Below are 20,535 nucleotides of genomic sequence, written 5' to 3'. Positions count from 1 at the left end.
AATTCATCTTGTGTAAAGAACTCTTCTTCCCCTTCTGGAGCCCAACCTAGAAGCGCTAAGAAGTTTACAAGTGCTTCTGGCAAGTAGCCTAATTGTTTGTATTGTTCAACAGAAGTAGCACCATGACGTTTGGACATTTTCTTGTAATCTTTACCAAGAATCAAGGAAATGTGGCCAAACTTAGGTACTTCCCAACCCAACGCTTCATAAATAGCCATTTGACGTGGTGTATTAGATAAATGTTCCTCTGCACGAATAACGTGAGTAATGCCCATCATATGATCGTCCATTACTACCGCAAAGTTATATACAGGAATACCATCGGATTTAACGATAACGAAATCACCTACACCGTTGGATTCAAAGGATACATGACCACGTACCATATCGTCGAATGCATATGTTTTATTCAAAGGAACGCGTAAGCGGATTGTTGGTTTACGACCTTCTGCAATATATTTAGCCTTAGTTTCTTCGTCTAAGTGTTGGCAATGACCATTATATTTAGGTGTTTCGCCACGATCCATTTGTTCTTGACGAACAACATCTAATTCTTCTGGTGTGCAGTAGCACTCATAAGCTTTGCCTTCGTCTAATAAGCGTTGTGTTACTTCTTTATATAAATCGAGACGTTCTGTTTGACGGTAAGGGCCATTGTCGCCACCTACATCAATACCTTCATCCCAGTTCATGCCAAGCCATTGTAAGGAAGCTTTGATATTTTCTTCACTTTCACGTGTGGAACGAGCCAAATCTGTATCTTCAATACGCAATACAAATGTGCCTTTTTCCTTACGTGCTAATAGCCAGTTAAACAAAGCAGAACGAGCACCACCAATATGGAATGGACCCGTAGGGCTTGGAGCAAAACGAACTTTCATGGAACTCATGATTATACCTCTCCTTCATATACAGAAACGACAGCTTGTGCAGCAATGCCTTCACGGCGCCCAATAGCACCTAGCATTTCGTTTGTTGTCGCTTTAATACTAATACGTTCTAATGGTATTTCTAAAACAGATTGTAAATTCGCCTTCATCGTATCGATGTGCGGCTTTAACTTAGGTGTCTCCGAAATAACCATAATATCTATATTATAGGCTTGTAACCCACGTTCTTTCAATAAGGAATTAACCTTTTCTAGTAAAAGCATACTAGAAATCCCTTTATACTGGTCATCTTCAGGCGGGAAATAATATCCAATATCTCGTAAACCTGCAGCACCTAGCATAGCATCCATCAATGCATGAATGAGAACATCCGCATCGGAATGACCATCAGGACCGAGTTCAGATTCAATACGAACACCGCCAAGAATACAAGGGCGACCTGCTTTTAATTGATGAATATCATAACCAAATCCAACGCGCATACGTGTATCCTCAATTCCTAAATATCGTTTAGCTACTGCAATATCATTCGGTGTTGTTACCTTTATATTACAATAGTCTCCTTCAACTATATGTACAGGCTTTCCTACATACTCTACTAAAGATACATCATCTGTGCCAAGATACTTTGTTTCATAAGCCGCTTGATGAGCCTCTACAAACAAGTCTTTTTGAAAGCCTTGTGGCGTTTGAATTTGATATAACTCACTACGCTGTAATGTTTCCAAAACATTATGATCTGTATCAACCCGTTTAATGGTATCTGTAGCCGGAACACCTACAGTAGCTGCACCATAGAGATTAGCCGCCTCAGCTACATCACTAAACATCTTAGTAGAAGCCAAAGGTCGCGCCCCATCATGAACAAGAACTATATTGGTATCTTCTGATACAGCCTTGAGACCACAGGCTACAGAATCTTGCCGTTCTTTTCCACCCAGTACGATGTGTACGGGAACAGTTAAATCCAACTCTTGAATATGTTTTATCATATACTCTTGTTCACCATCGGCTACAACAAGAATAATCTCATTCAAACCTTCAACCTTTGCTACATTTTGTAGTGTACGCTGAATAATAGAAAATCGTCCTAAAGGTATAAATATCTTGTTTTCTTTATATCCCATGCGGCGCCCAGCACCAGCAGCGAGAACAATACAACTAATTACCTTGTCCATTTTGTCCTCCATCTACACGAGCAAAGATCATGCGACCAGCACTGGTTTGTAAGATAGATGTAACCATAACCTCTACAGTTTGACCTACATAAGGTTTACCATCTTCCACAACAATCATGGTACCATCGTCGAGATACGCAACGCCTTGATGTACCTCCTTACCTTCTTTCATAATTTGCACGCGAATCCATTCACCTGCAATGAGCGCTGGTTTAAGTACATTAGCGAGCTCATTAAGATTGAGTACTTCAATACCTTGTACACGAGCTACCTTATTTAAGTTGAAATCATTAGTCATCAATTTCCATTGCTTATCTAAAGCGAGGCGCATCAATTTAGAATCAACTTCTGTAAGATCATCGTAATCATCTTCCACCACTTCAATAGCTACCTTGTTGGCATCTTGCATCTCTTTCAAAATATCGAGACCACGACGACCACGATTGCGCTTTGTAGAATCTGCAGAATCAGAAATAATTTGTAACTCATTCAACACAAAGAGTGGAACCATGAGAGGTCCTTCAATAAAGCCTGTGTTACATAGCTCCTTAATACGTCCATCAATAATAACAGATGTATCTAATAATTTTGGCGTACTAGAGGCTTTATCAGATTTATGAGTGGAGAACATTTTAAAACGACTAGTCTTTTTATTACCATCTCCGCTCCATTGTTGTACATAATTATTGTACATTTCAGGGCCCTTACGAGCCATGATTTTAAGGCCACTATATCCAAAGATAGCACTCAAAATAATAGGAATGTAAGATCCTATAATAGGTACTTGATTGAATGCAACACCAATTAAATTTGCAATAATAAGACCGAATAATAAACCGATGGTGCCTGCAATCAATTCTTGATTTGGAATATGAGTAAGAATACGTTCTAATCGTTTAGCAATCACTAAACCTTGTTTTAAAATGAATGAAGAAATTAAATAACCAATAATAACGCCAATTAAAGTACCAAGAATTAATACTGAAATACGTGCAATGGTCAATGACATATCCCCAAAAGACTCGAATTGAGAGACTAAATATGGGTCGATAATAGGTGCTAAGCTATCCATTCCAACATAGGCCGCTGTGCCCACAAGAATGGCGATTACATAGCGCAATATCCGATAAATCATCAAATCACCTCCTAATTAAGAAAATACCAGTTGCATTGCTTCTTGAATAGATTTAACGCCTCTAATCTTGATAGAACTATCATTATCCTTGATCTGCTTATAATTGCCTTCAGGAATAATAAACTTTTTAAAGCCTAATTTTTTAGCTTCATTAATACGCTGTTCAATACGTGGAATGCTACGAACATTACCAGTTAAGCCAACCTCACCTAAGATGACCATATCAGTAGGAACGATGCGATTTTTTAAATTAGATACGATGGCAACTGCCATAGACAAGTCACAAGCTGGTTCGTTCACCTTGAGACCACCAATAACGTTAACGTACACGTCCTTATTACCTAATGTAAAACCACAGCGTTTTTCTAGTACTGCCAATAGCACAATTAGACGATTTAAATCATACCCTATGGCAGTCCGTCGTGGCATGCCAAAAGCAGTTGTAACAACAAGGCTTTGCACCTCTACAAGAATAGGACGAACCCCTTCAAGGTAAATCATAACAGCGCTGCCACTTTCCTCATCCGATCGTTCTGCCAACAACGAAGCGGAAGGATTAGAAAGCTCTTGTAGACCTTCCTCAACCATGGCAAAGATACCTGTTTCAGATGTGGATCCAAAACGATTCTTAATGGAGCGCAAAATACGAAATTGGTAAGACCGTTCACCTTCAAAATAAAGTACTACATCCACCATATGTTCTAACATACGTGGACCAGCAATATTACCTTCCTTAGTAACGTGTCCAATGATTACTGTTGGAATATTGCGTTCTTTACAGAATCGAAGGAGTCGAGATGTACATTCTCGCACTTGGCTTACACTGCCTGGAGCTGCATCAATATCACCAGTATACATGGTTTGTATAGAGTCAATAACAAGTAAAGATGGCGTCATTGCATCAGCTTGCTCTAAAATATGATCTAAATCTGTATCGGCAATCACTTGTAAACGTTCACTATTAATATGAAGTCGTTCTGCTCGAAGTTTAAGCTGTAACTGAGACTCTTCACCAGATGCATATAGAACCGTACCAACAGTATCGGCTACCTTTTGGGAAACCTGTAGTAATAATGTAGATTTACCGATGCCTGGATCACCACCCAATAGCATTAATGCACCAGGTACTATACCTCCACCTAATACACGATCAATTTCACCAAAGGTTGTAGATACACGCGCAATGGATGAAATTTCAATATCCGGTAAAGCAGTTGGTTTTGTTGTTTGGTTTCCCACACCTCGTGAAGGTGTGCGGCTATGTTTAGTTTCTTTGATAATCTCTTCAACTAATGTATTCCATTCGCCACATTGTGGACAACGGCCCATCCACTTAGAGGATTCAGCCCCACAATTTTGACAGAAGAATACTGATTTTGCTTTTGCCATATTACCTCAAGACTTGTATAAAAGATAAAAAAGGTCATGAATGATAACCATTCATGACCTTTTATGCATAATTTTACTACATGGTTAACTATCACTATTCTATAGTATACCATTTAAGCCATATAATTTATATGAAAGGTAGTCATTAACTATATATTTTTGTATTTATATTAAACCGTTACAACAATATCGTTATCCTTTGCATCTACTTTAATTGTTTTACCTGCTATCGCCTCTCCTTTCAAAATAAGATCGGATACAGGATCCTCAATTAAACGTTGAATAGCACGTTTTAAAGGACGAGCACCCATAGTAAAATCTGAACCTTCTTTAACGAGTAATTTCATAGCCTCAGGTGTAATTTCTAAGTGCAAATCACGTTCGCCAAGACGTTTTGTTACATCACTCATCAAAATAGTCACAATTTTTGTTAAGTCCTCTTCCGTTAATGGATGGAATACAATCATCTCATCAATACGATTCAAAAACTCCGGTCTGAAATGACGTTTTACAGCATCCATAACAGACTTCTTAGCTTCTTTAAAATCAATGCTTTTAGCATCTTTATCATTAGCTTCAGCTTTTTTTGGTGCTAAGAAGCCTAGTTCTGTAGAGTTCTTATGTAATGCTTTAGCTCCTAAATTACTAGTCATAATGATAACCGTATTTCTAAAGTCTACGGTTCTACCTTGACTATCTGTAAGTCGGCCATCATCAAGTACTTGTAATAGGATGTTAAAGAAATCTGCATGAGCCTTTTCTACTTCATCGAGCAAAATAACACTATATGGTTTACGACGCACTGCATCAGTGAGTTGACCGCCCTCTTCATATCCTACATATCCAGGAGGGGCCCCAACTAGACGAGAAACAGTATGCTTTTCCATATATTCAGACATATCAAGTCGAATCATTGCAGATTCATCGCCGAACAAGGAAGATGCAAGAGCTCTTGCTAATTCAGTTTTACCAACCCCTGTTGGTCCAAGGAATAAGAATGAACCAATAGGACGTTTTGGATCCTTTAATCCAGCCCTTGCACGGCGCACAGCTTTCGCTACAGCTGTAACAGCATCATCTTGACCGATAACGCGTTTATGTAGCTCATCTTCTAAATGAAGCAAGGTTTCAGATTCTTCTTCTGCTATTTTAGCCACCGGAATACCCGTCCACTGAGCTACTACTGCAGCAATATCTTCTTCTGTAACTATTAGTTTTTGATCACTTTCCTCTTTAGCTACAGCTTTTTTATCGTCAATCTCTTTAACGAGAGCTTGCTCTTCATCACGAAGCTTAGCCGCCTTTTCAAAATCTTGAGATGTAACAGCAGCTTCCTTTTCTTTCTTTACCGTATTGAGTCGGTCTTCTAAAGCCTTAACATCTGGCGCTGCAGAAAAGACTTTCATACGCACCTTAGAGGCAGCTTCATCAACCACATCGATAGCCTTATCAGGCAAAAATCGATCTGTAATATATCGACTAGATAAGGTAACAGCAGCTTTTAATGCCTCATCTGTAATTTTAGCCTTATGGAAAGCCTCATAGCGATCTCGTAATCCCATCAAGATTTCAAGAGCATCCTCTTCATTAGGTTCCCCTACTTGAACAGGTTGGAAGCGACGCTCTAAGGCAGCATCTTTTTCAATATGCTTTTTATATTCATCAAGTGTCGTAGCACCAATAACTTGGAACTCACCGCGTGCTAAAGCTGGTTTCAATATATTTGCCGCATCCATTGCACCTTCAGTAGCCCCTGCGCCAACCAATGTATGAATTTCATCAATGAAGATAATCATATCATCATGCTGTTGCACTTCATCGATTGCTTTTTTTAAGCGTTCTTCAAATTCACCACGGTATTTTGCACCAGCTAACATGGAGCTAATGCTAAGAGAAATAATGCGTTTGTTGCGCAAAATCTCTGGCACATTGCCATTGACAATACGTTGTGCCAAACCTTCAGCAATAGCAGTTTTACCTACACCAGGTTCACCGATAAGAACTGGATTATTTTTAGTTCTACGGCTAAGAATTTGAATAACACGTTGAATTTCTGTATCACGACCAATAACAGGATCAATTTTACCTTGTTTTGCGGACTCATTTAGGTCGGTAGCAAAATCAGCTAAATCACCTAGGTCACCATTATGACTCGACCCCTCTTGTCCATTATCATCACTATTTGTATTAGAGCCAAGAATGTGACGAATCGCTTCTACTATATCATCGGTACGAATATTCATAGCCCGTAGAATTCCAACTGCAACGCCACCACCGTCGCTGAGTAATCCTAAGAGAATATGCTCAGTACCAACGTAATTATGATTCATGCGATTAGCAACTTGAATAGCTAACTCAAGTACATGCTTAACACGAGGAGTCATATATATAGATGTTACTTTTTTATTACCGCGACCAACTTGTTCCTCTACAGCTTCAAAAATATCTTCTGTAACAATACCAAGCTCTGCTAAAGCCTTAGCGGCAACACCATTTTTAACCTTTGTAAGTCCGATGAGTACATGTTCAGTGCCTACATAGTCATGCCCTAGTTCTAGCGCTGCTTCTTGAGCAAAGGAAAGGACACGCTGTGCATCGTCTGTAAATCGTTGCATCATAATATCACCTCATCTATCTATGTAAATTGTAATTATTTCTCTTCAAATATATGTAAACAATGGTAGGCTATACCATTGGAATAGCTATTAATGTGAAAGCTTTTGACGGATTACCTTTGCCCTATAGCTATCACGCTCGATATCTGTTAGATCATCATTTCCTGCATATTTAGAAAGAAAATTAGGTCTAGTTATGGCGATTAACTCATTAAATGAATCCTTACCCCAAGAAGGTAAAATCTCTAAGTCAACGCCTAATTGGATATCGCTAAGCTTTGTTAAGGCCTCTTTACCATTAACACGACGCGCATATTGTAAAACACCATATGAGCGCCATAATACATCTTCTAAACCTTCTTTATCATTATGCAATAAGGATTGTCGAGATTTTCGCTCTTCTGCAATGATACCTTCTACAATCTTCGTCAATTGCTCGATGGTATCCTCTTCACTGACACCCATAGTACGTTGATTAGAAATTTGGTAAATATTTCCTAACGCTTCGGAGCCTTCTCCATATAATCCACGTACAGAATAACCTAATTGAATGATGCTACGAATAAGCCGTGTAATTCGTCTAGATATGGTCAATGCTGGCAAATGTAACATTACAGAGGCCCTCAAACCTGTGCCTACATTAGTAGGACAAGCCGTTAAATAACCAAACCGTTCATCAAAAGCATATGGATATTTTGCTTCAATAGCCTTATCTATTTTTTTAGCATGTTCATAAGCTTCCTGTAATCGCAACCCTGAAACCATAGATTGAATCCGCAAATGGTCTTCTTCATTCACCATAATTACGATAGATGCATCATCAGATACTACTAAACTGCGATATGGCAGTTTTTCCTCCAATGCAGGACTCATTAAATGTTTTTCAACCAATATAGCTCGCTCACGCTCGCTTAATTGCTCAAGATTAATATTGGAATATTGATGTCCATCTGCTTCTTTTAAAGGTTGAAGCAAGCCTCTAGAAATGGTATTTACCTTTTCTAAAGATGACTTATCATTACGATTTGTAAACAATATTCCATCAAAATTCCGTGCTAATCGGATTCGACTAGATATGACAATATGATCGGTTGCATCCGTATCGTGTTGTAGCCATGGGCTTAAAGGAGAGTCTAATATAGTATCTAACATAATAAGAACCTCCTACTCTTTATCGCCGCCAATGATGGCTTCTAATTCTTTTATTTTATCTCTTAAGATAGCTGCATCCTCAAAGTTCTCAGCTTGAATTGCTGAGTCTAATTGATGACGCAACCTCTTTAATTCATACTTTGCTTTAAATACATTATGACCATGACTAGGAACAGTTCCTTCATATTCACAACTACCTTGTAATCGTTGTAATAACGGTTTTATTTCACTAGCAAAGGTTTCATAACATGTATCACAACCAAACTTACCTACGCGGTTAAACTCATCATAAGTAATACCACATTGAGGGCAACGTTTAGACTGATGTGATTTTAATAAACTATCAGGATAGACCATATTCTTAAAGAAATCATTGGTAAAGAAGCTATCATCCCACATATCATTCATAAAGAAACTATAAGGGGATAATTTTCCCTCCTGCTGTAATGCAGTGGCACAAGTATTGCACAAATGTTGTTCCGTCTTCTGATTATTTACAATATTTGTCATATGGATAGTAGCTTCATTTTTATGGCAATGATCACATATCACTGATCATCACTCCTTCCGTAGTGTATCCACCATTGTTGCGTAGAGCTGACGAATTGCATCATTACGATGTTCAATGTCGGTATTCTCAATCAATGTAGCAAAAGAATTATGCATTAATTGAGCTTCACGACGAGTAATCTTTTCAGCCTGTAGTAATTGAAACAAGGATTGGTCTACATCTTTAATATCAATCAATCGATCTACTGTGTTTTGACCTTCATAAATACGATAGGTTGTTACAGCTGGTAGTGAATCGGAGCTTTCTGGATTTAATTTAGTAATTCGAATATATCCACCTAGCCCACGTCTTGATTCAACATCAAAGCCGCGTTCATTAGAAAATCGTGTACTTAGTACATAACTAATTTGCGATGGTGCACAATCTAATTCATCGGCTAATTCGTTACGTTTTAAAATTAATTTCTCTTGTTCTTCACGCATACGATCTAATATAAACTTTTCTATTTTATCAGCTATCATACTCATAAAAAACACCTCTTTAACATTTTATTTAATATATTTTTGACTATTTGCTTTTTACATATATCTATTATATTTGACTTTTTGACTTTAGTCAATATAAAGGTCAAATTTCTATACTATTTTTTTGACCTTTTAATACATTCTCCTTTGATTGGACTTAATCATAAATTCTAGGTATAATAAATGAGATATATTTTTATGAAAGAAGGTGTTGTTATGGCAGAAGCATTAGGACAAGAACTGTTAATTGATTTATATTCCTGCGATGAAGATGCAATTTCATCCGCTACAGCTGTACAAGAAAGTGTAGCAACTGCATTTGATTTAGCTGACCTTGATGTTGATGAAATCAGTTGTCAAGTTATGGACGAGGAGATCGCCCTCCTATCTGTTGCACCAGGCTTTCACTTTACATTGCACACATATCCTGCTCTAGGCTATGTGGCTGTTGATTTGTATTCTTTTGAGCAATCCTTACCGCTTACATTGATTATGAAAGCATTACGTAAGTCTTTCAGAGCTGAAAAGGTAAAAGCAACAAGTGTACAACGTGGCGACTTTGGTAACGAGCGTGATATGAAGCCACGTCGCAAAACTAAGATTACTACACTTGGTCGTGTTTCTCGCACGCGTATCCAATTAAAACAAACAGGTGGCAAGTTGAAAAAACAAAGTGCTAAGGTTATCAAAACGTTAGCTAAAAAAAGCGGCCTAAAAAAATAACACAAAAGGACTAACCTATAGGTTAGTCCTTTTTTAGATAGATGCCAAAAGGCTAGAGGAAATTCCTCTAGCCTTTTAAAGTTGATATTTTATTTATAATAGCTTATCTACGAACCATCATTTCTTCAAGGTCAAGAACATCAGCAATTTCATCAACATCATCACAAATGTATTCTGCATCAGCTTCTTTTAGTTCAGCTTCTGTACCATAACCATAAGTAACACCGATAGAGATACAGCCAAGTTCATTAGCTGCCTCTACATCATACTTGCGATCCCCAACCATAAATGCCAAGCGACGACCATTGTCATCGGTCAATGGGTTACCACAAAGGGTAAGAGCCTTTTCAAGAATCTCTTTCTTATGCAATAAACCAGCCTCATAATTGGCACCTACAATGACATCAAAGTATGGTGTCAATTCAAAGTGGTCTAGAATATCTTTAGCATAATGTTCTGGTTTTGCAGTCGCTACAGCTATAGTATATTGTTCAGTTTTACATTTAGCTAATAGGTCTACAATATTCGGATATACTTTATTTTCAAATTTACCGATGGTACCATACCGTTCACGGAATTTAAAGTATGTTTCTTCCGCTTGCTCAAAGGTCATACCACAATGTTCTTGGAACGCATCTACCAATGGTGGTCCTAAGAATAATTGTAGTGTTTCTTCATCAGGTACATCATAACCAAAATGTTCCAATGCAAATTTAATGCTTTTAAGAATGCCTTCTTGAGAATCCGTTAAAGTTCCATCTAAATCAAATAATATAGTCTTCTTCATATTATTTCTTTAAAGCCTCTTTCAATGTATGCCATGCAAGAACTGCACATTTAACACGTGCTGGCATGTTAGAAATATTTTGTAATGCCATAGCATCTTCTAATTCTTCTAACTCATTTTCATCGGTAATCTCTTTTTTGATCATACCTAAGAAAATTTCTACCAAACGAAGCGCTTCCTCAACGGATTTGCCCTTGATGATATCAATCATCATAGATGCAGATGCTTGGCTGATAGCACAACCAGAGCCTGTGTATGCAGCATCTTTAATAATGCCATCTTCCACATTGAGTTGCAATGTTAGGTCATCACCACAACTTGGGTTATGGCCATGCTCAGAATTTGTAAAATGAGCTAATTCATGTTTATTACGCTTATCTTGGTTATGTTCCAAAATAAGTTCCGTATATAATTGATCCATTTCCATTGATGGTAAATCTCCTAATCTTTAAAACCCATTACTGAACGAACTGTCTTTAATACTTCAAGGAAAGCATCTAAATCTTCCTTACGAGTATATAGATACATACTTAGACGAGTGGATGCAGATACATTGTAGAATGCACCTAATGGTTGTGCACAGTGGTGACCAGAACGAACACAAATGCCCTTTGAATCTAAAATTGTAGCTACATCATGAGGATGTACATCATCTACTGTAAATGCAATTACACCATGTTTTTCCTTAGGATTTTGAGAGCCAATTACGTGAACGTGAGGCAATGCAACAATCTTAGGAAGAATATATGCTACAAGTTCCTCTTCATAGGCTTCAATAGCATCCATGCCAAAAGATTCTAAATAATCAATAGCTGCATGCAAGGAAACGGCACCATCAGCATTTGGAGTACCTGCTTCGAACTTGTATGGAAGCTCATTAAATGTAGCTGTTTGCTCTTTTACATATTCAATCATGTCACCACCCAATAGGAATGGAGGCATAGCTTCTAATAGTTCACGTTTACCATAGAGTACACCAATACCTTGGGATGCACACATTTTATGGCCAGAGAATACGAAGAAATCGCAATCTAATGCTTGAACGTCGATTTTTTTATGAGGTGTAGATTGAGCACCATCTAGAACAACAATAGCGCCTACAGAGTGAGCCTTTTCAGTTAATTCTTTTACTGGGAATTCCATACCAAGCACGTTACTAACATGAGCAAAAGCGACAATTTTAGTATTTTCATCAATTTTATTGATTTCACCATCTTTTAAATGCCCATGTTCATCAAGGTACATGTATTCTAAAGTTGCCCCAGTTTGTTCTGCTACATATTGCCATGTTACAAGATTTGCATGATGCTCAGCAACAGTAATGACAATCTTGTCACCTTTTTTCACATTATGAAGACCATAGCTATGGGCAATCAAGTTCATAGATTCCGTACTATTACGTGTAAACACGACTTCTTCACGTTCGCGAGCATTGATAAATTCAACTACGCGATCCCGTGCATTTTCATAGTCTTCAGATGCTTCAATAGCCAAAATATGAGAACCACGATGTGGATTACCATTACGTTGTGTCATATGTTCCACAACACGGTCAATTACGGACTGTGGAATTTGTGCAGTAGCACCGCTATCTAAATAGATAACGCGGTGCCCATTATGCTCTTTATGTAATATAGGAAAGTCTTTGTATGCTTCTGCAATTGGTCTCATAAAAACGCCTCTTTAAATTTTATTACGTACAGCTGCTAATGCTGCTTCTTCAATCGTTTCATCACCAATGCGATCAATAATAGGTCGAATCATAGATTCAACAATAATATGTTTTGCTTCTACTTCACTAAAGCCACGGCTCATGATGTAGAACAATTTATTATGATCAATTTGGCCTGCACTTGCTGCATGGTTACCAACTACATTATCTTCTTTACACAATAATAGTGGCAAGGAGATAGATTTTACAGTAGGGTCTAACAACAAGCAAGTATCTTCTTCCGCGCCTTCAGCTGCAGTTGCACCATGAAGGAAATCAAGGGTACCACGGAAGGATTTTTTAGAATTACCGCTAAGAGCACCTAAGGTATGAATATCACTGTAGGACTTTTTGCCACCATGACTCATAACCATAGAAATATCAAATTTTTGCTCTTTATTACCAAGATAAGCAATATCATGAATCATTCGAGATTCTTGACCTACTAAATCGTGATAGTAATTCAAGATGTTTTCACTACCACCAATTTCAATATTGATGTATTCTACATCTGCTTTATCTTCTAATTTAGTGTATCGATGCTCGATATGTTGTACATGTTCAGGTAAAAGATTTACCTTTTTCACTACAACTTTACCGGCTTCTTTAACATCGTATTCGTTTAAATAGCTAACATTTGTCAATGCATCGCCAGAACCAGTTACATAGAATTGTACTTCTAATTCAGCACCTTCACCAACGATAAATTGGAAACGGTTCGCCACACGAGTATTAGCATCAATGCGGATACCTACTACTTCTTTTGCTTTAGCAGGTACATTGATGGCATAGCCTTCCGCTTTTTCCACTAATTCTAGAACAGCTTCTTTATTTGCACCTTCATAATTACCATCTAGTAATGCTGTACCAGTAGGTAATGGTGAAAGAATATTTTGATTCGCTTCTACAGCGATGGATTGTACCGCTGCATCTTCTCCAGCTAGAGAACTTACAGTATGATTAACGCGTAACCATCTGAATGTCGGTCTAGGGAGTTCATTAAATAGTAATTCGCTCATAATTCCTCCTTAACCGATAGAACCTTCTAATTCAAGATTGATTAGATTGTTCATTTCTACTGCATATTCAAGTGGCAATTCTTTAGAGATTGGCTCTACGAAACCACGAACAAGCATAGCGCGAGCTTCTTCTTCGCTGATACCACGAGTCATGAGGTAGAAAATTGCTTCATCGGAAATACGACCGATTTTTGCTTCATGACCTAAGTCTACATTATCGTTTTCTACAATAATTGCTGGGATTGTATCAGATTGAGACTCAGCATCAAGCATCAAGGATTCACAAGAAACTGTTGCTTTAGAATGTTCCGCTTTAGGACCAATTTTCAAAAGGCCACGATAAATTGCAGCGCCACCGGATTTAGAGATGGATTTAGAGTTTACATTACTTGTTGTATATGGTGCATTATGTACCACTTTACAACCTGTATCAAGGAATTGGCCTTCACCAGCGAATGTTACACCTGTAAATTCAGCATGTGCACCTTCACCGTTAAGAATACTCATTGGATACAAGCAGGAAACTTTGGAACCAAAGGAACCAGATACCCATTCGATTGTACCATTTTTACCTACTACACAACGTTTTGTGTTAAGGTTGTACATGTTCTTGGACCAGTTTTCAATTGTAGAGTAACGCAATGTAGCATTGTCTTTAACGAACAATTCAACAGCGCCGGCATGAAGGTTAGATACATCATACTTAGGAGCAGAGCAACCTTCGATAAAGTGCAATTTAGCACCTTCTTCTACAATGATCATAGTATGTTCAAACTGACCAGCACCTGGTGCATTCAAGCGGAAGTAAGATTGCAATGGAATCTCTACTTGTACGCCTGCTGGAACGTATACGAAGGAACCACCAGACCAAACTGCACCATGAAGAGCAGCCCATTTATGGTCTGTAGGTGGAATCAAAGTCATCCAGTATTTTTTTACGATTTCTTCATGCTCATGTAATGCTGTTTCAATATCAGTATAGATAACACCTTGTTTAACAAGATCTTCTTGAATACTGTGGTAAACAACTTCAGAGTCATATTGCGCACCAACACCAGCAAGAGATGTTTTTTCCGCTTCTGGAATACCTAAGCGGTCAAAAGTGCTTTTAATTTCTTCTGGAACTTCGTCCCAGTTTTCTTTCATATCTACTTTAGGCTTAACATAAGTATGGATATTAGCCATATCTAAGCCAGAAATATCAGGAATCCAGTTTGGAATCCCCATACGATTGTAGATTTCTAAAGATTTCAAACGGAAGTCAAGCATCCATTCAGGTTCATTTTTATTAGACCAAATTTCACGGATAATATCTTCTGTCAAACCGGCATCAGAAATATAAGAATATTCAAAGTCATTCTTAATATCATAGACACCACGGTCCATATCCGCGACTTGGGTTTTCTTTCTTTCTTCCATTGTGCCTCCTATGCTAATGCTTTGTATGCGTCGTAACCTTTTTCTTCGATTTCACGTACAAGAGAAGCATCACCAGTTTTAACGATCTTACCGTTGATCAATACATGAACATAGTCAGGTTTTAATTTTTGCAAGATTTGGTTGTGGTGAGTGATGATCAATACAGCATTGTCTTCGTTGTGGAAACGTTGTACGCCTTCGGATACGATACGAACTGCGTCTACGTCAAGACCGGAGTCAGTTTCATCAAGAATAGCCAATTTAGGATTCAAAATGGACATTTGAAGAATTTCATTTTTCTTGCGTTCACCACCGGAGAAACCTTCATTTACATAACGTTGTGCATAGGACAAATCAAAGGACAATTCATCCATTTTTTCTTTCAATTCTTTTTTGAAGGACAAAGCACGTACATTTTCACCAGTAATTGTGGATTTAGCTGTACGAATGAAGTTTTCTACAGTGATACCAGGAATAGAAATAGGGTTTTGGAAGGACATGAAGATACCAGCTTTTGCACGATCGTTTACTGCATCTTCTGTAATATCTTTACCATCAAAAATAATGGAGCCACTGTCTACAGTATATGTAGAGTTACCCATGATAGCATTAGCAAGTGTAGACTTACCTGCACCATTTGTGCCCATTACAACGTGAATTTCACCTTTATTAATTGTTAAGTTGATACCTTTCAAGATTTGTTTATCTTCAACGGATACCTTTAAATCTTTTATCTGAAGTAATTCAGCCAAAATATTCACTCCTTTTTATTATGTATCCTCAATATCGAGGCATACAATCGTTATATGTAAAACGTATATACTGACACATATAAAAAGGCGGTACGCACTAACGTGAATACCGCCGTAATTCTCGCCAACTTAGCAAGTATGTGCATAACAATCTACAATTATTATACATTCTTATCTAAATGATAGCAAGATATTCCTACTAAAATATACAGGAATTAAAAGAATATCATATATTACATATATTGATAGGCTTTTAATAATATTCATTCTCATCCTATTCGATTCTCAATATTAAATTATAGGTTGGAGAAATCGAGAGTGCCAAACAAATCATCATATGTTTCAGCACGACGAATTTGTGTAACAGAGCCATCTTTATGTAATAACAACTCAGCAGAACGCAATTTACCATTATAGTTAAAGCCCATAGAATGACCATGTGCACCAGCATCATGAATGATGATACGATCACCAATATCAATTTTTGGCAATTCACGTTGGATTGCGAACTTATCGTTATTTTCACATAAGGAGCCCGTTACATCATATACATGGTCCTTAGGCGCATTTTCTTTACCCATTACAGTAATATGGTGATAAGAACCATATAATGCTGGACGCATAAGATTTGCCATGCAAGAATCAAGACCAATGTAATGACGATAAATATCTTTTTTGTGAATCGCTGTAGAAACTAGGTAACCAAATGGACCTGTAACCATACGACCACATTCATAAGCTAATGCTACATCACCAAGACCATTAGCTACGAGAATTCTATTGTAAGCCTCTTCTACACCCTTGCTAAGCGCTTTGAAATCTACAGGTGTTTGTTCTGGTTTATAAGCAACACCTACGCCACCACCAAGATCGATAAACTCAACATTGATGCCAAGCTCATTTTTAATATCTACGGCAAGATTAAAGCAAAGTTCAGCCGTGCCAACTAAGCCATCGATATCAAGTTCATTAGAAACAACCATTGTATGGATACCAAAGTGTTTTACACCTTTTGCTTGTAGTTGTTTGTAGGCTTCAAAAATTTGTTCACGAGTCATACCGTATTTAGCTTCTTCAGGAAGGCCAATAATTGTATTGCCCCCTTCTTTTAAGGAGCCTGGGTTATAACGAACGCAGAACGTATCAGGCAAAGAACCATGATTTTTTTCTAAATATTCAATATGAGTAATATCATCTAGGTTGATAATAGCACCCATTTCTAGTGCTTTTTTATATTCTACATATGGTGTGTCATTAGATGTGAACATAATGTCATGACCTGTAATGCCCACTTTTTCGCATAGCATCAACTCTGCCAAGGAAGAGCAGTCTGCACCTACCCCAAGTTTTTGTAACACACGCATAATATATGGATTTGGAGTCGCTTTTACAGCAAAATATTGTTTAAACCCTTTATTCCAAGAAAATGCATCGATGAAAGATTTCATATTTTCAATGATACCTTCTTCATCGTAAATATGAAATGGTGTTGGATATTGGGCAATAATATTTTCTAATTGTTCAGCTGTAAACGGAACTGTTTTTGTATTCATAATAACCTCGCTACACAAATAAAAGACTCATCAATCGACGAGTCTATTATCCTAATTATTATTTAAATAAAGCTTTATCTAGGCTATAGCGTCCTGCACCTGCAAAGAATAACATAAGTGCACCAAAGCCCATTTGAGATGGATAGTCCCAACTAAAGAAGCTGCCACTAAGATTTAATATCGTGGCCACTGCTAATGTACCAATAAGTAGCAAAGATCCAATTCTTGTAAATAGACCAACTGCTATAAGTACGCCGCCTATCATTTCTGCATATGCTGCCATAGTACCTAATATTTCATAACCACCAGGTACACCTAATGGTGCCAACATAGCTCCAACTTTATAAAGGCCTTCAGCACCGCTCAAATACTTTAAATATCCATGATAAAACATAGAAATACCAAGTGCCAAACGATAAACTAAGAGGCCAAAATTAACATAATTAGGTTTACTTTTAAAAATAAAGCTCAACATAGTAATCCTTCTTTCAGGTTAAACAACATCGAAATAATTCGATAACCATATTATAAAGGTCAGTAACTACTGTGTCAAACTAGACTCAATATTAAATTCTATAGAATTATAACATATGTTGTATACAAAATCAATTTTATCGATTTGATAATCCTCATATAACTGATTTAGCTAAATACAAAAAATAATCCTAATGAAAAAGTGAACATATAGTTCCAAATTCATTAGGATTATTCTAAATCTTATAGATTATGCGCGAAGCAGTTGATTACATCATACCGCCCATGCCACCCATTGGAGGCATTGCAGGTACTGCAGCATTTTCTTCTACTTTATCAGCTACGATTGTTTCAGTAGTCAATACAAGAGATGCAATGGATGCAGCATTTTGAAGAGCAGAACGTGTAACTTTTGCAGGATCCACGATACCAGCTTTTACCATGTCGATGTATTCTTCAGTCAAAGCATTGAAACCAACGCCAGCTTCAGTATTTTTAACTTTTTCAACTACAACGGAACCTTCAAGACCAGCATTGTAAGCGATTTGACGAAGAGGTTCTTCTACTGCACGTTTAACAAGGTTAATACCAGTTTGAACATCACCAGTAGCTTCCAATGTGTTCAAAGCAGGGATGATGTCGATGAATGTAGTACCACCACCAGCTACGATACCTTCTTCAACAGCAGCGCGAGTTGCGTTCAATGCGTCTTCGATACGAAGTTTTTTATCTTTCATTTCAACTTCTGTAGCAGCACCTACTTCGATAACTGCAACACCACCGGACAATTTAGCAAGACGTTCTTGTAATTTTTCACGGTCGAATTCAGAAGTTGTTTCTTCCACTTGTGCACGGATTTGGCTAACGCGTTTAGCAATTACATCTTTATCGCCTACACCATCGATGATTGTAGTTTCATCTTTAGTAATGCGAACTTGACGAGCCGTACCAAGGTCAGTAAGTTCTACGGAATCAAGTTTACGACCCATATCTTCAGTAATTACAGTACCACCAGTCAAGATAGCGATATCTTCAAGCATAGCTTTACGACGGTCACCGAAGCCAGGAGCTTTAACTGCTACAGCTTTGAATGTACCACGTAAGCGGTTTACTACCAATGTAGCCAATGCTTCACCTTCTACATCTTCAGCAATGATAAGAAGTTCTTTACCTACTTTTACCACTTTTTCAAGTGTTGGTAACATATCAGCGATAGCACTGATTTTACGGTCAGTGATCAAGATGTATGGATTATCCATAACTGCTTCCATACGATCAGGATCAGTTACCATGTAAGGGGAAATGTAACCGCGGTCAAATTGCATACCTTCTACTACGTTTAATGCAGTTTGCAAGCCTTTGGATTCTTCAACAGTGATAACGCCGTCGTTACCAACTTTTTCCATAGCTTCAGCAATCAAGCCACCAATTTCTTCATCAGCTGCAGATACGCTAGCAACTTGTGCGATTTCAGCTTTACCAGAAACTTTAATGGAGCGTTTTTTAATTTCTTCTACCAAAGTTTTTACTGCTGTTTCAATACCTTTTTTCAAGATCATTGGGTTAGCACCAGCTGCTACGTTGCGCATACCTTCTTGAATCATAGCTTGTGCCAATACAGTTGCAGTAGTAGTACCGTCACCTGCTACGTCATTAGTTTTAGTAGCAACTTCTTTAACTAATTGAGCACCCATGTTTTCAAATGGATCTGGAAGTTCGATATCACGAGCAATTGTTACACCATCGTTTGTGATTGTTGGAGAACCGAATTTTTTATCCAATACAACATTACGGCCTTTTGGTCCTAATGTAACTTTTACAGCATTTGCCAATTGATCAACGCCACGACCTAAAGCGCGACGAGCTTCTTCATTAAACAAGATTTCTTTTGCCATATGTATTACCTCCTAGATAGTAACACTATCCAATGTATAGAAATATATGCCCTAAGGCAATATAGAATGTATCATTAATATGTATAGCCGTGAAAGCTATTAATCAGCTATTATAATACTGCCAAAATATCACGTTCGCTAATGATCAAGTGAGTAGCGCCATCGATTTCTAATTCGCTACCAGCATATTTTGCGAACATAACAGTATCGCCAACTTTAACTTCTGGAGCTACACGTTGACCATTGTCATAAACTTTACCAGCACCTACAGCTACTACTACACCTTCTTGAGGTTTTTCTTTTGCTGTATCAGGAAGGAAAATACCACTTTTAGTTTTTTCTTCTTTTGCTTCTAAACGGATAAGAACGCGGTCAGCTAATGGTTTTAACATATGATGTCACTCCTTATTTACTAGTTATTATTTACAATTTATTAGCACTCTAAGTTACCGAGTGCTAATCACATGTATTATTATAACCGATGTCAAAATAAATGCAAGCAGAAATTTTGATTTTTTGACTTTTTAGTTTTTACAAGTATTAATTCATATAAAATAGCCTTCTATATAAGATATATCTCATATAGAAGGCTACTTGTATTTAGTCTCTAATTAGATGATGCTTGCTGAATAATTAATTTACATATGCTAGCAATAGAATCTCGTTTTTTCATACTTAATTGACGAATTCGATTATATGCTTCGTCCTCCGTAATTTTATATAAATCCATAAGAATTCCTGTAGCTTTTTGAATTAACTTTCGTTCTTCTAGTGTTTTCTCTAAATCAGCCATTTGTTGACGTGATTC

At 37.5% G+C, this 20,535-nt stretch carries 20 protein-coding genes; 1 reads left to right on the top strand and 19 read right to left on the bottom strand.

What is annotated here, in order from left to right; all coding sequences use genetic code 11:
- From gltX to QZ548_RS01150, 8 genes are all read right to left on the bottom strand, one after another.
- Nucleotides 1-890, bottom strand: an 890-nt coding sequence (gene gltX / locus QZ548_RS01185; protein WP_295867484.1) for a glutamate--tRNA ligase, incomplete at its 3' end; no start/stop codon positions are given.
- A 2-nt stretch (nt 891-892) separates the two neighbouring features.
- Entirely contained in the window at nt 893-2,068 is a 1,176-nt protein-coding gene (gene ispD, locus QZ548_RS01180) for a 2-C-methyl-D-erythritol 4-phosphate cytidylyltransferase (RefSeq protein WP_295867481.1), read from the bottom strand.
- Entirely contained in the window at nt 2,052-3,203 is a 1,152-nt protein-coding gene (locus tag QZ548_RS01175; RefSeq protein ID WP_295867479.1) for a PIN/TRAM domain-containing protein, read from the bottom strand. The genes ispD and QZ548_RS01175 overlap by 17 nt, the downstream gene beginning before the upstream one ends.
- Before the next feature lie 15 nt (nt 3,204-3,218).
- The gene (radA, locus tag QZ548_RS01170; RefSeq protein WP_024065771.1) at nt 3,219-4,592 is read right to left on the bottom strand and encodes a DNA repair protein RadA; all 1,374 of its coding nucleotides are present in this window, start codon (nt 4,590-4,592) and stop codon (nt 3,219-3,221) included.
- Between the two features lie 170 nt (nt 4,593-4,762).
- Nucleotides 4,763-7,210: an ATP-dependent Clp protease ATP-binding subunit gene (locus QZ548_RS01165; RefSeq protein ID WP_295867476.1), complete on the bottom strand. Its 2,448-nt coding sequence runs from the start codon at nt 7,208-7,210 to the stop codon at nt 4,763-4,765.
- A gap of 87 nt (nt 7,211-7,297) precedes the next feature.
- Nucleotides 7,298-8,359 carry a protein arginine kinase gene (locus QZ548_RS01160; protein WP_295867475.1) on the bottom strand — a complete coding sequence of 354 codons (1,062 nt, stop codon included), beginning with the start codon at nt 8,357-8,359 and terminating at the stop codon, nt 7,298-7,300.
- 12 nt (nt 8,360-8,371) lie between these two features.
- A complete protein-coding gene (locus QZ548_RS01155) occupies nt 8,372-8,869 on the bottom strand; it encodes a UvrB/UvrC motif-containing protein (protein ID WP_295867473.1) in 498 nt (165 codons plus the stop codon).
- Between the two features lie 48 nt (nt 8,870-8,917).
- Nucleotides 8,918-9,397, bottom strand: coding sequence for a CtsR family transcriptional regulator (locus QZ548_RS01150; RefSeq protein ID WP_295867471.1), 480 nt, complete (start codon nt 9,395-9,397; stop codon nt 8,918-8,920).
- A gap of 213 nt (nt 9,398-9,610) precedes the next feature.
- On the opposite strand from QZ548_RS01150, the gene QZ548_RS01145 reads away from it, so the two are divergent.
- Nucleotides 9,611-10,117, top strand: a complete 507-nt coding sequence (locus QZ548_RS01145; RefSeq protein ID WP_005386379.1) for an S-adenosylmethionine decarboxylase family protein — start codon at nt 9,611-9,613, stop codon at nt 10,115-10,117.
- Nucleotides 10,118-10,220: 103 nt separating this feature from the next.
- Here the strand turns inward: QZ548_RS01145 and QZ548_RS01140 are convergent, their stop codons facing one another.
- The 11 genes from QZ548_RS01140 to QZ548_RS01090 all read right to left on the bottom strand — a co-directional run.
- Nucleotides 10,221-10,904 carry an HAD hydrolase-like protein gene (locus QZ548_RS01140; protein ID WP_295781764.1) on the bottom strand — a complete coding sequence of 228 codons (684 nt, stop codon included), beginning with the start codon at nt 10,902-10,904 and terminating at the stop codon, nt 10,221-10,223.
- Nucleotide 10,905: 1 nt separating this feature from the next.
- Complete coding sequence (sufU, locus tag QZ548_RS01135; protein ID WP_024066921.1) at nt 10,906-11,331, bottom strand: Fe-S cluster assembly sulfur transfer protein SufU; 426 nt, start codon at nt 11,329-11,331, stop codon at nt 10,906-10,908.
- Nucleotides 11,332-11,345: 14 nt separating this feature from the next.
- Entirely contained in the window at nt 11,346-12,575 is a 1,230-nt protein-coding gene (locus tag QZ548_RS01130) for a SufS family cysteine desulfurase (protein ID WP_295781761.1), read from the bottom strand.
- A gap of 12 nt (nt 12,576-12,587) precedes the next feature.
- Nucleotides 12,588-13,634: a SufD family Fe-S cluster assembly protein gene (locus QZ548_RS01125; RefSeq protein ID WP_295867469.1), complete on the bottom strand. Its 1,047-nt coding sequence runs from the start codon at nt 13,632-13,634 to the stop codon at nt 12,588-12,590.
- 9 nt (nt 13,635-13,643) lie between these two features.
- Nucleotides 13,644-15,053, bottom strand: coding sequence for a Fe-S cluster assembly protein SufB (gene sufB, locus QZ548_RS01120; RefSeq protein WP_105089273.1), 1,410 nt, complete (start codon nt 15,051-15,053; stop codon nt 13,644-13,646).
- Between the two features lie 8 nt (nt 15,054-15,061).
- Nucleotides 15,062-15,805: a Fe-S cluster assembly ATPase SufC gene (gene sufC, locus QZ548_RS01115; RefSeq protein ID WP_039969146.1), complete on the bottom strand. Its 744-nt coding sequence runs from the start codon at nt 15,803-15,805 to the stop codon at nt 15,062-15,064.
- A gap of 296 nt (nt 15,806-16,101) precedes the next feature.
- A complete protein-coding gene (locus QZ548_RS01110) occupies nt 16,102-17,358 on the bottom strand; it encodes a diaminopimelate decarboxylase (protein ID WP_005386368.1) in 1,257 nt (418 codons plus the stop codon).
- Nucleotides 17,359-17,416: 58 nt separating this feature from the next.
- Complete coding sequence (locus QZ548_RS01105; protein ID WP_295867466.1) at nt 17,417-17,833, bottom strand: DoxX family protein; 417 nt, start codon at nt 17,831-17,833, stop codon at nt 17,417-17,419.
- 268 nt (nt 17,834-18,101) lie between these two features.
- Nucleotides 18,102-19,727, bottom strand: coding sequence for a chaperonin GroEL (groL, locus tag QZ548_RS01100; protein ID WP_105089275.1), 1,626 nt, complete (start codon nt 19,725-19,727; stop codon nt 18,102-18,104).
- A gap of 110 nt (nt 19,728-19,837) precedes the next feature.
- Nucleotides 19,838-20,119: a co-chaperone GroES gene (gene groES, locus QZ548_RS01095; RefSeq protein ID WP_004696047.1), complete on the bottom strand. Its 282-nt coding sequence runs from the start codon at nt 20,117-20,119 to the stop codon at nt 19,838-19,840.
- Nucleotides 20,120-20,334: 215 nt separating this feature from the next.
- On the bottom strand, nt 20,335-20,535 hold a 201-nt coding region (locus QZ548_RS01090), incomplete at its 5' end, for an ANTAR domain-containing response regulator (protein WP_295867463.1).

The sequence above is a fragment of the uncultured Veillonella sp. genome (assembly GCF_915069625.1).
GTDB lineage: Bacteria > Bacillota > Negativicutes > Veillonellales > Veillonellaceae > Veillonella.
The sequence above is the reverse complement of the archived record's forward strand: the minus strand, read 5'-3'. Positions and strand labels throughout refer to the sequence as shown.

Coding starts and splice junctions, on each gene's coding strand:
- sufB (WP_105089273.1), bottom strand. CDS start 15,053: ATGGAAGAAAGAAAGAAAACCCAAGTCGCGGATATGGACCGTGGTGTC.
- QZ548_RS01130 (WP_295781761.1), bottom strand. CDS start 12,575: ATGAGACCAATTGCAGAAGCATACAAAGACTTTCCTATATTACATAAA.
- groES (WP_004696047.1), bottom strand. CDS start 20,119: ATGTTAAAACCATTAGCTGACCGCGTTCTTATCCGTTTAGAAGCAAAA.
- QZ548_RS01155 (WP_295867473.1), bottom strand. CDS start 8,869: ATGACAAATATTGTAAATAATCAGAAGACGGAACAACATTTGTGCAAT.
- radA (WP_024065771.1), bottom strand. CDS start 4,592: ATGGCAAAAGCAAAATCAGTATTCTTCTGTCAAAATTGTGGGGCTGAA.
- sufU (WP_024066921.1), bottom strand. CDS start 11,331: ATGGAAATGGATCAATTATATACGGAACTTATTTTGGAACATAACCAA.
- QZ548_RS01125 (WP_295867469.1), bottom strand. CDS start 13,634: ATGAGCGAATTACTATTTAATGAACTCCCTAGACCGACATTCAGATGG.
- ispD (WP_295867481.1), bottom strand. CDS start 2,068: ATGGACAAGGTAATTAGTTGTATTGTTCTCGCTGCTGGTGCTGGGCGC.
- QZ548_RS01165 (WP_295867476.1), bottom strand. CDS start 7,210: ATGATGCAACGATTTACAGACGATGCACAGCGTGTCCTTTCCTTTGCT.
- QZ548_RS01105 (WP_295867466.1), bottom strand. CDS start 17,833: ATGTTGAGCTTTATTTTTAAAAGTAAACCTAATTATGTTAATTTTGGC.
- QZ548_RS01175 (WP_295867479.1), bottom strand. CDS start 3,203: ATGATTTATCGGATATTGCGCTATGTAATCGCCATTCTTGTGGGCACA.
- QZ548_RS01150 (WP_295867471.1), bottom strand. CDS start 9,397: ATGAGTATGATAGCTGATAAAATAGAAAAGTTTATATTAGATCGTATG.
- QZ548_RS01160 (WP_295867475.1), bottom strand. CDS start 8,359: ATGTTAGATACTATATTAGACTCTCCTTTAAGCCCATGGCTACAACAC.
- QZ548_RS01145 (WP_005386379.1), top strand. CDS start 9,611: ATGGCAGAAGCATTAGGACAAGAACTGTTAATTGATTTATATTCCTGC.
- QZ548_RS01110 (WP_005386368.1), bottom strand. CDS start 17,358: ATGAATACAAAAACAGTTCCGTTTACAGCTGAACAATTAGAAAATATT.
- QZ548_RS01140 (WP_295781764.1), bottom strand. CDS start 10,904: ATGAAGAAGACTATATTATTTGATTTAGATGGAACTTTAACGGATTCT.
- groL (WP_105089275.1), bottom strand. CDS start 19,727: ATGGCAAAAGAAATCTTGTTTAATGAAGAAGCTCGTCGCGCTTTAGGT.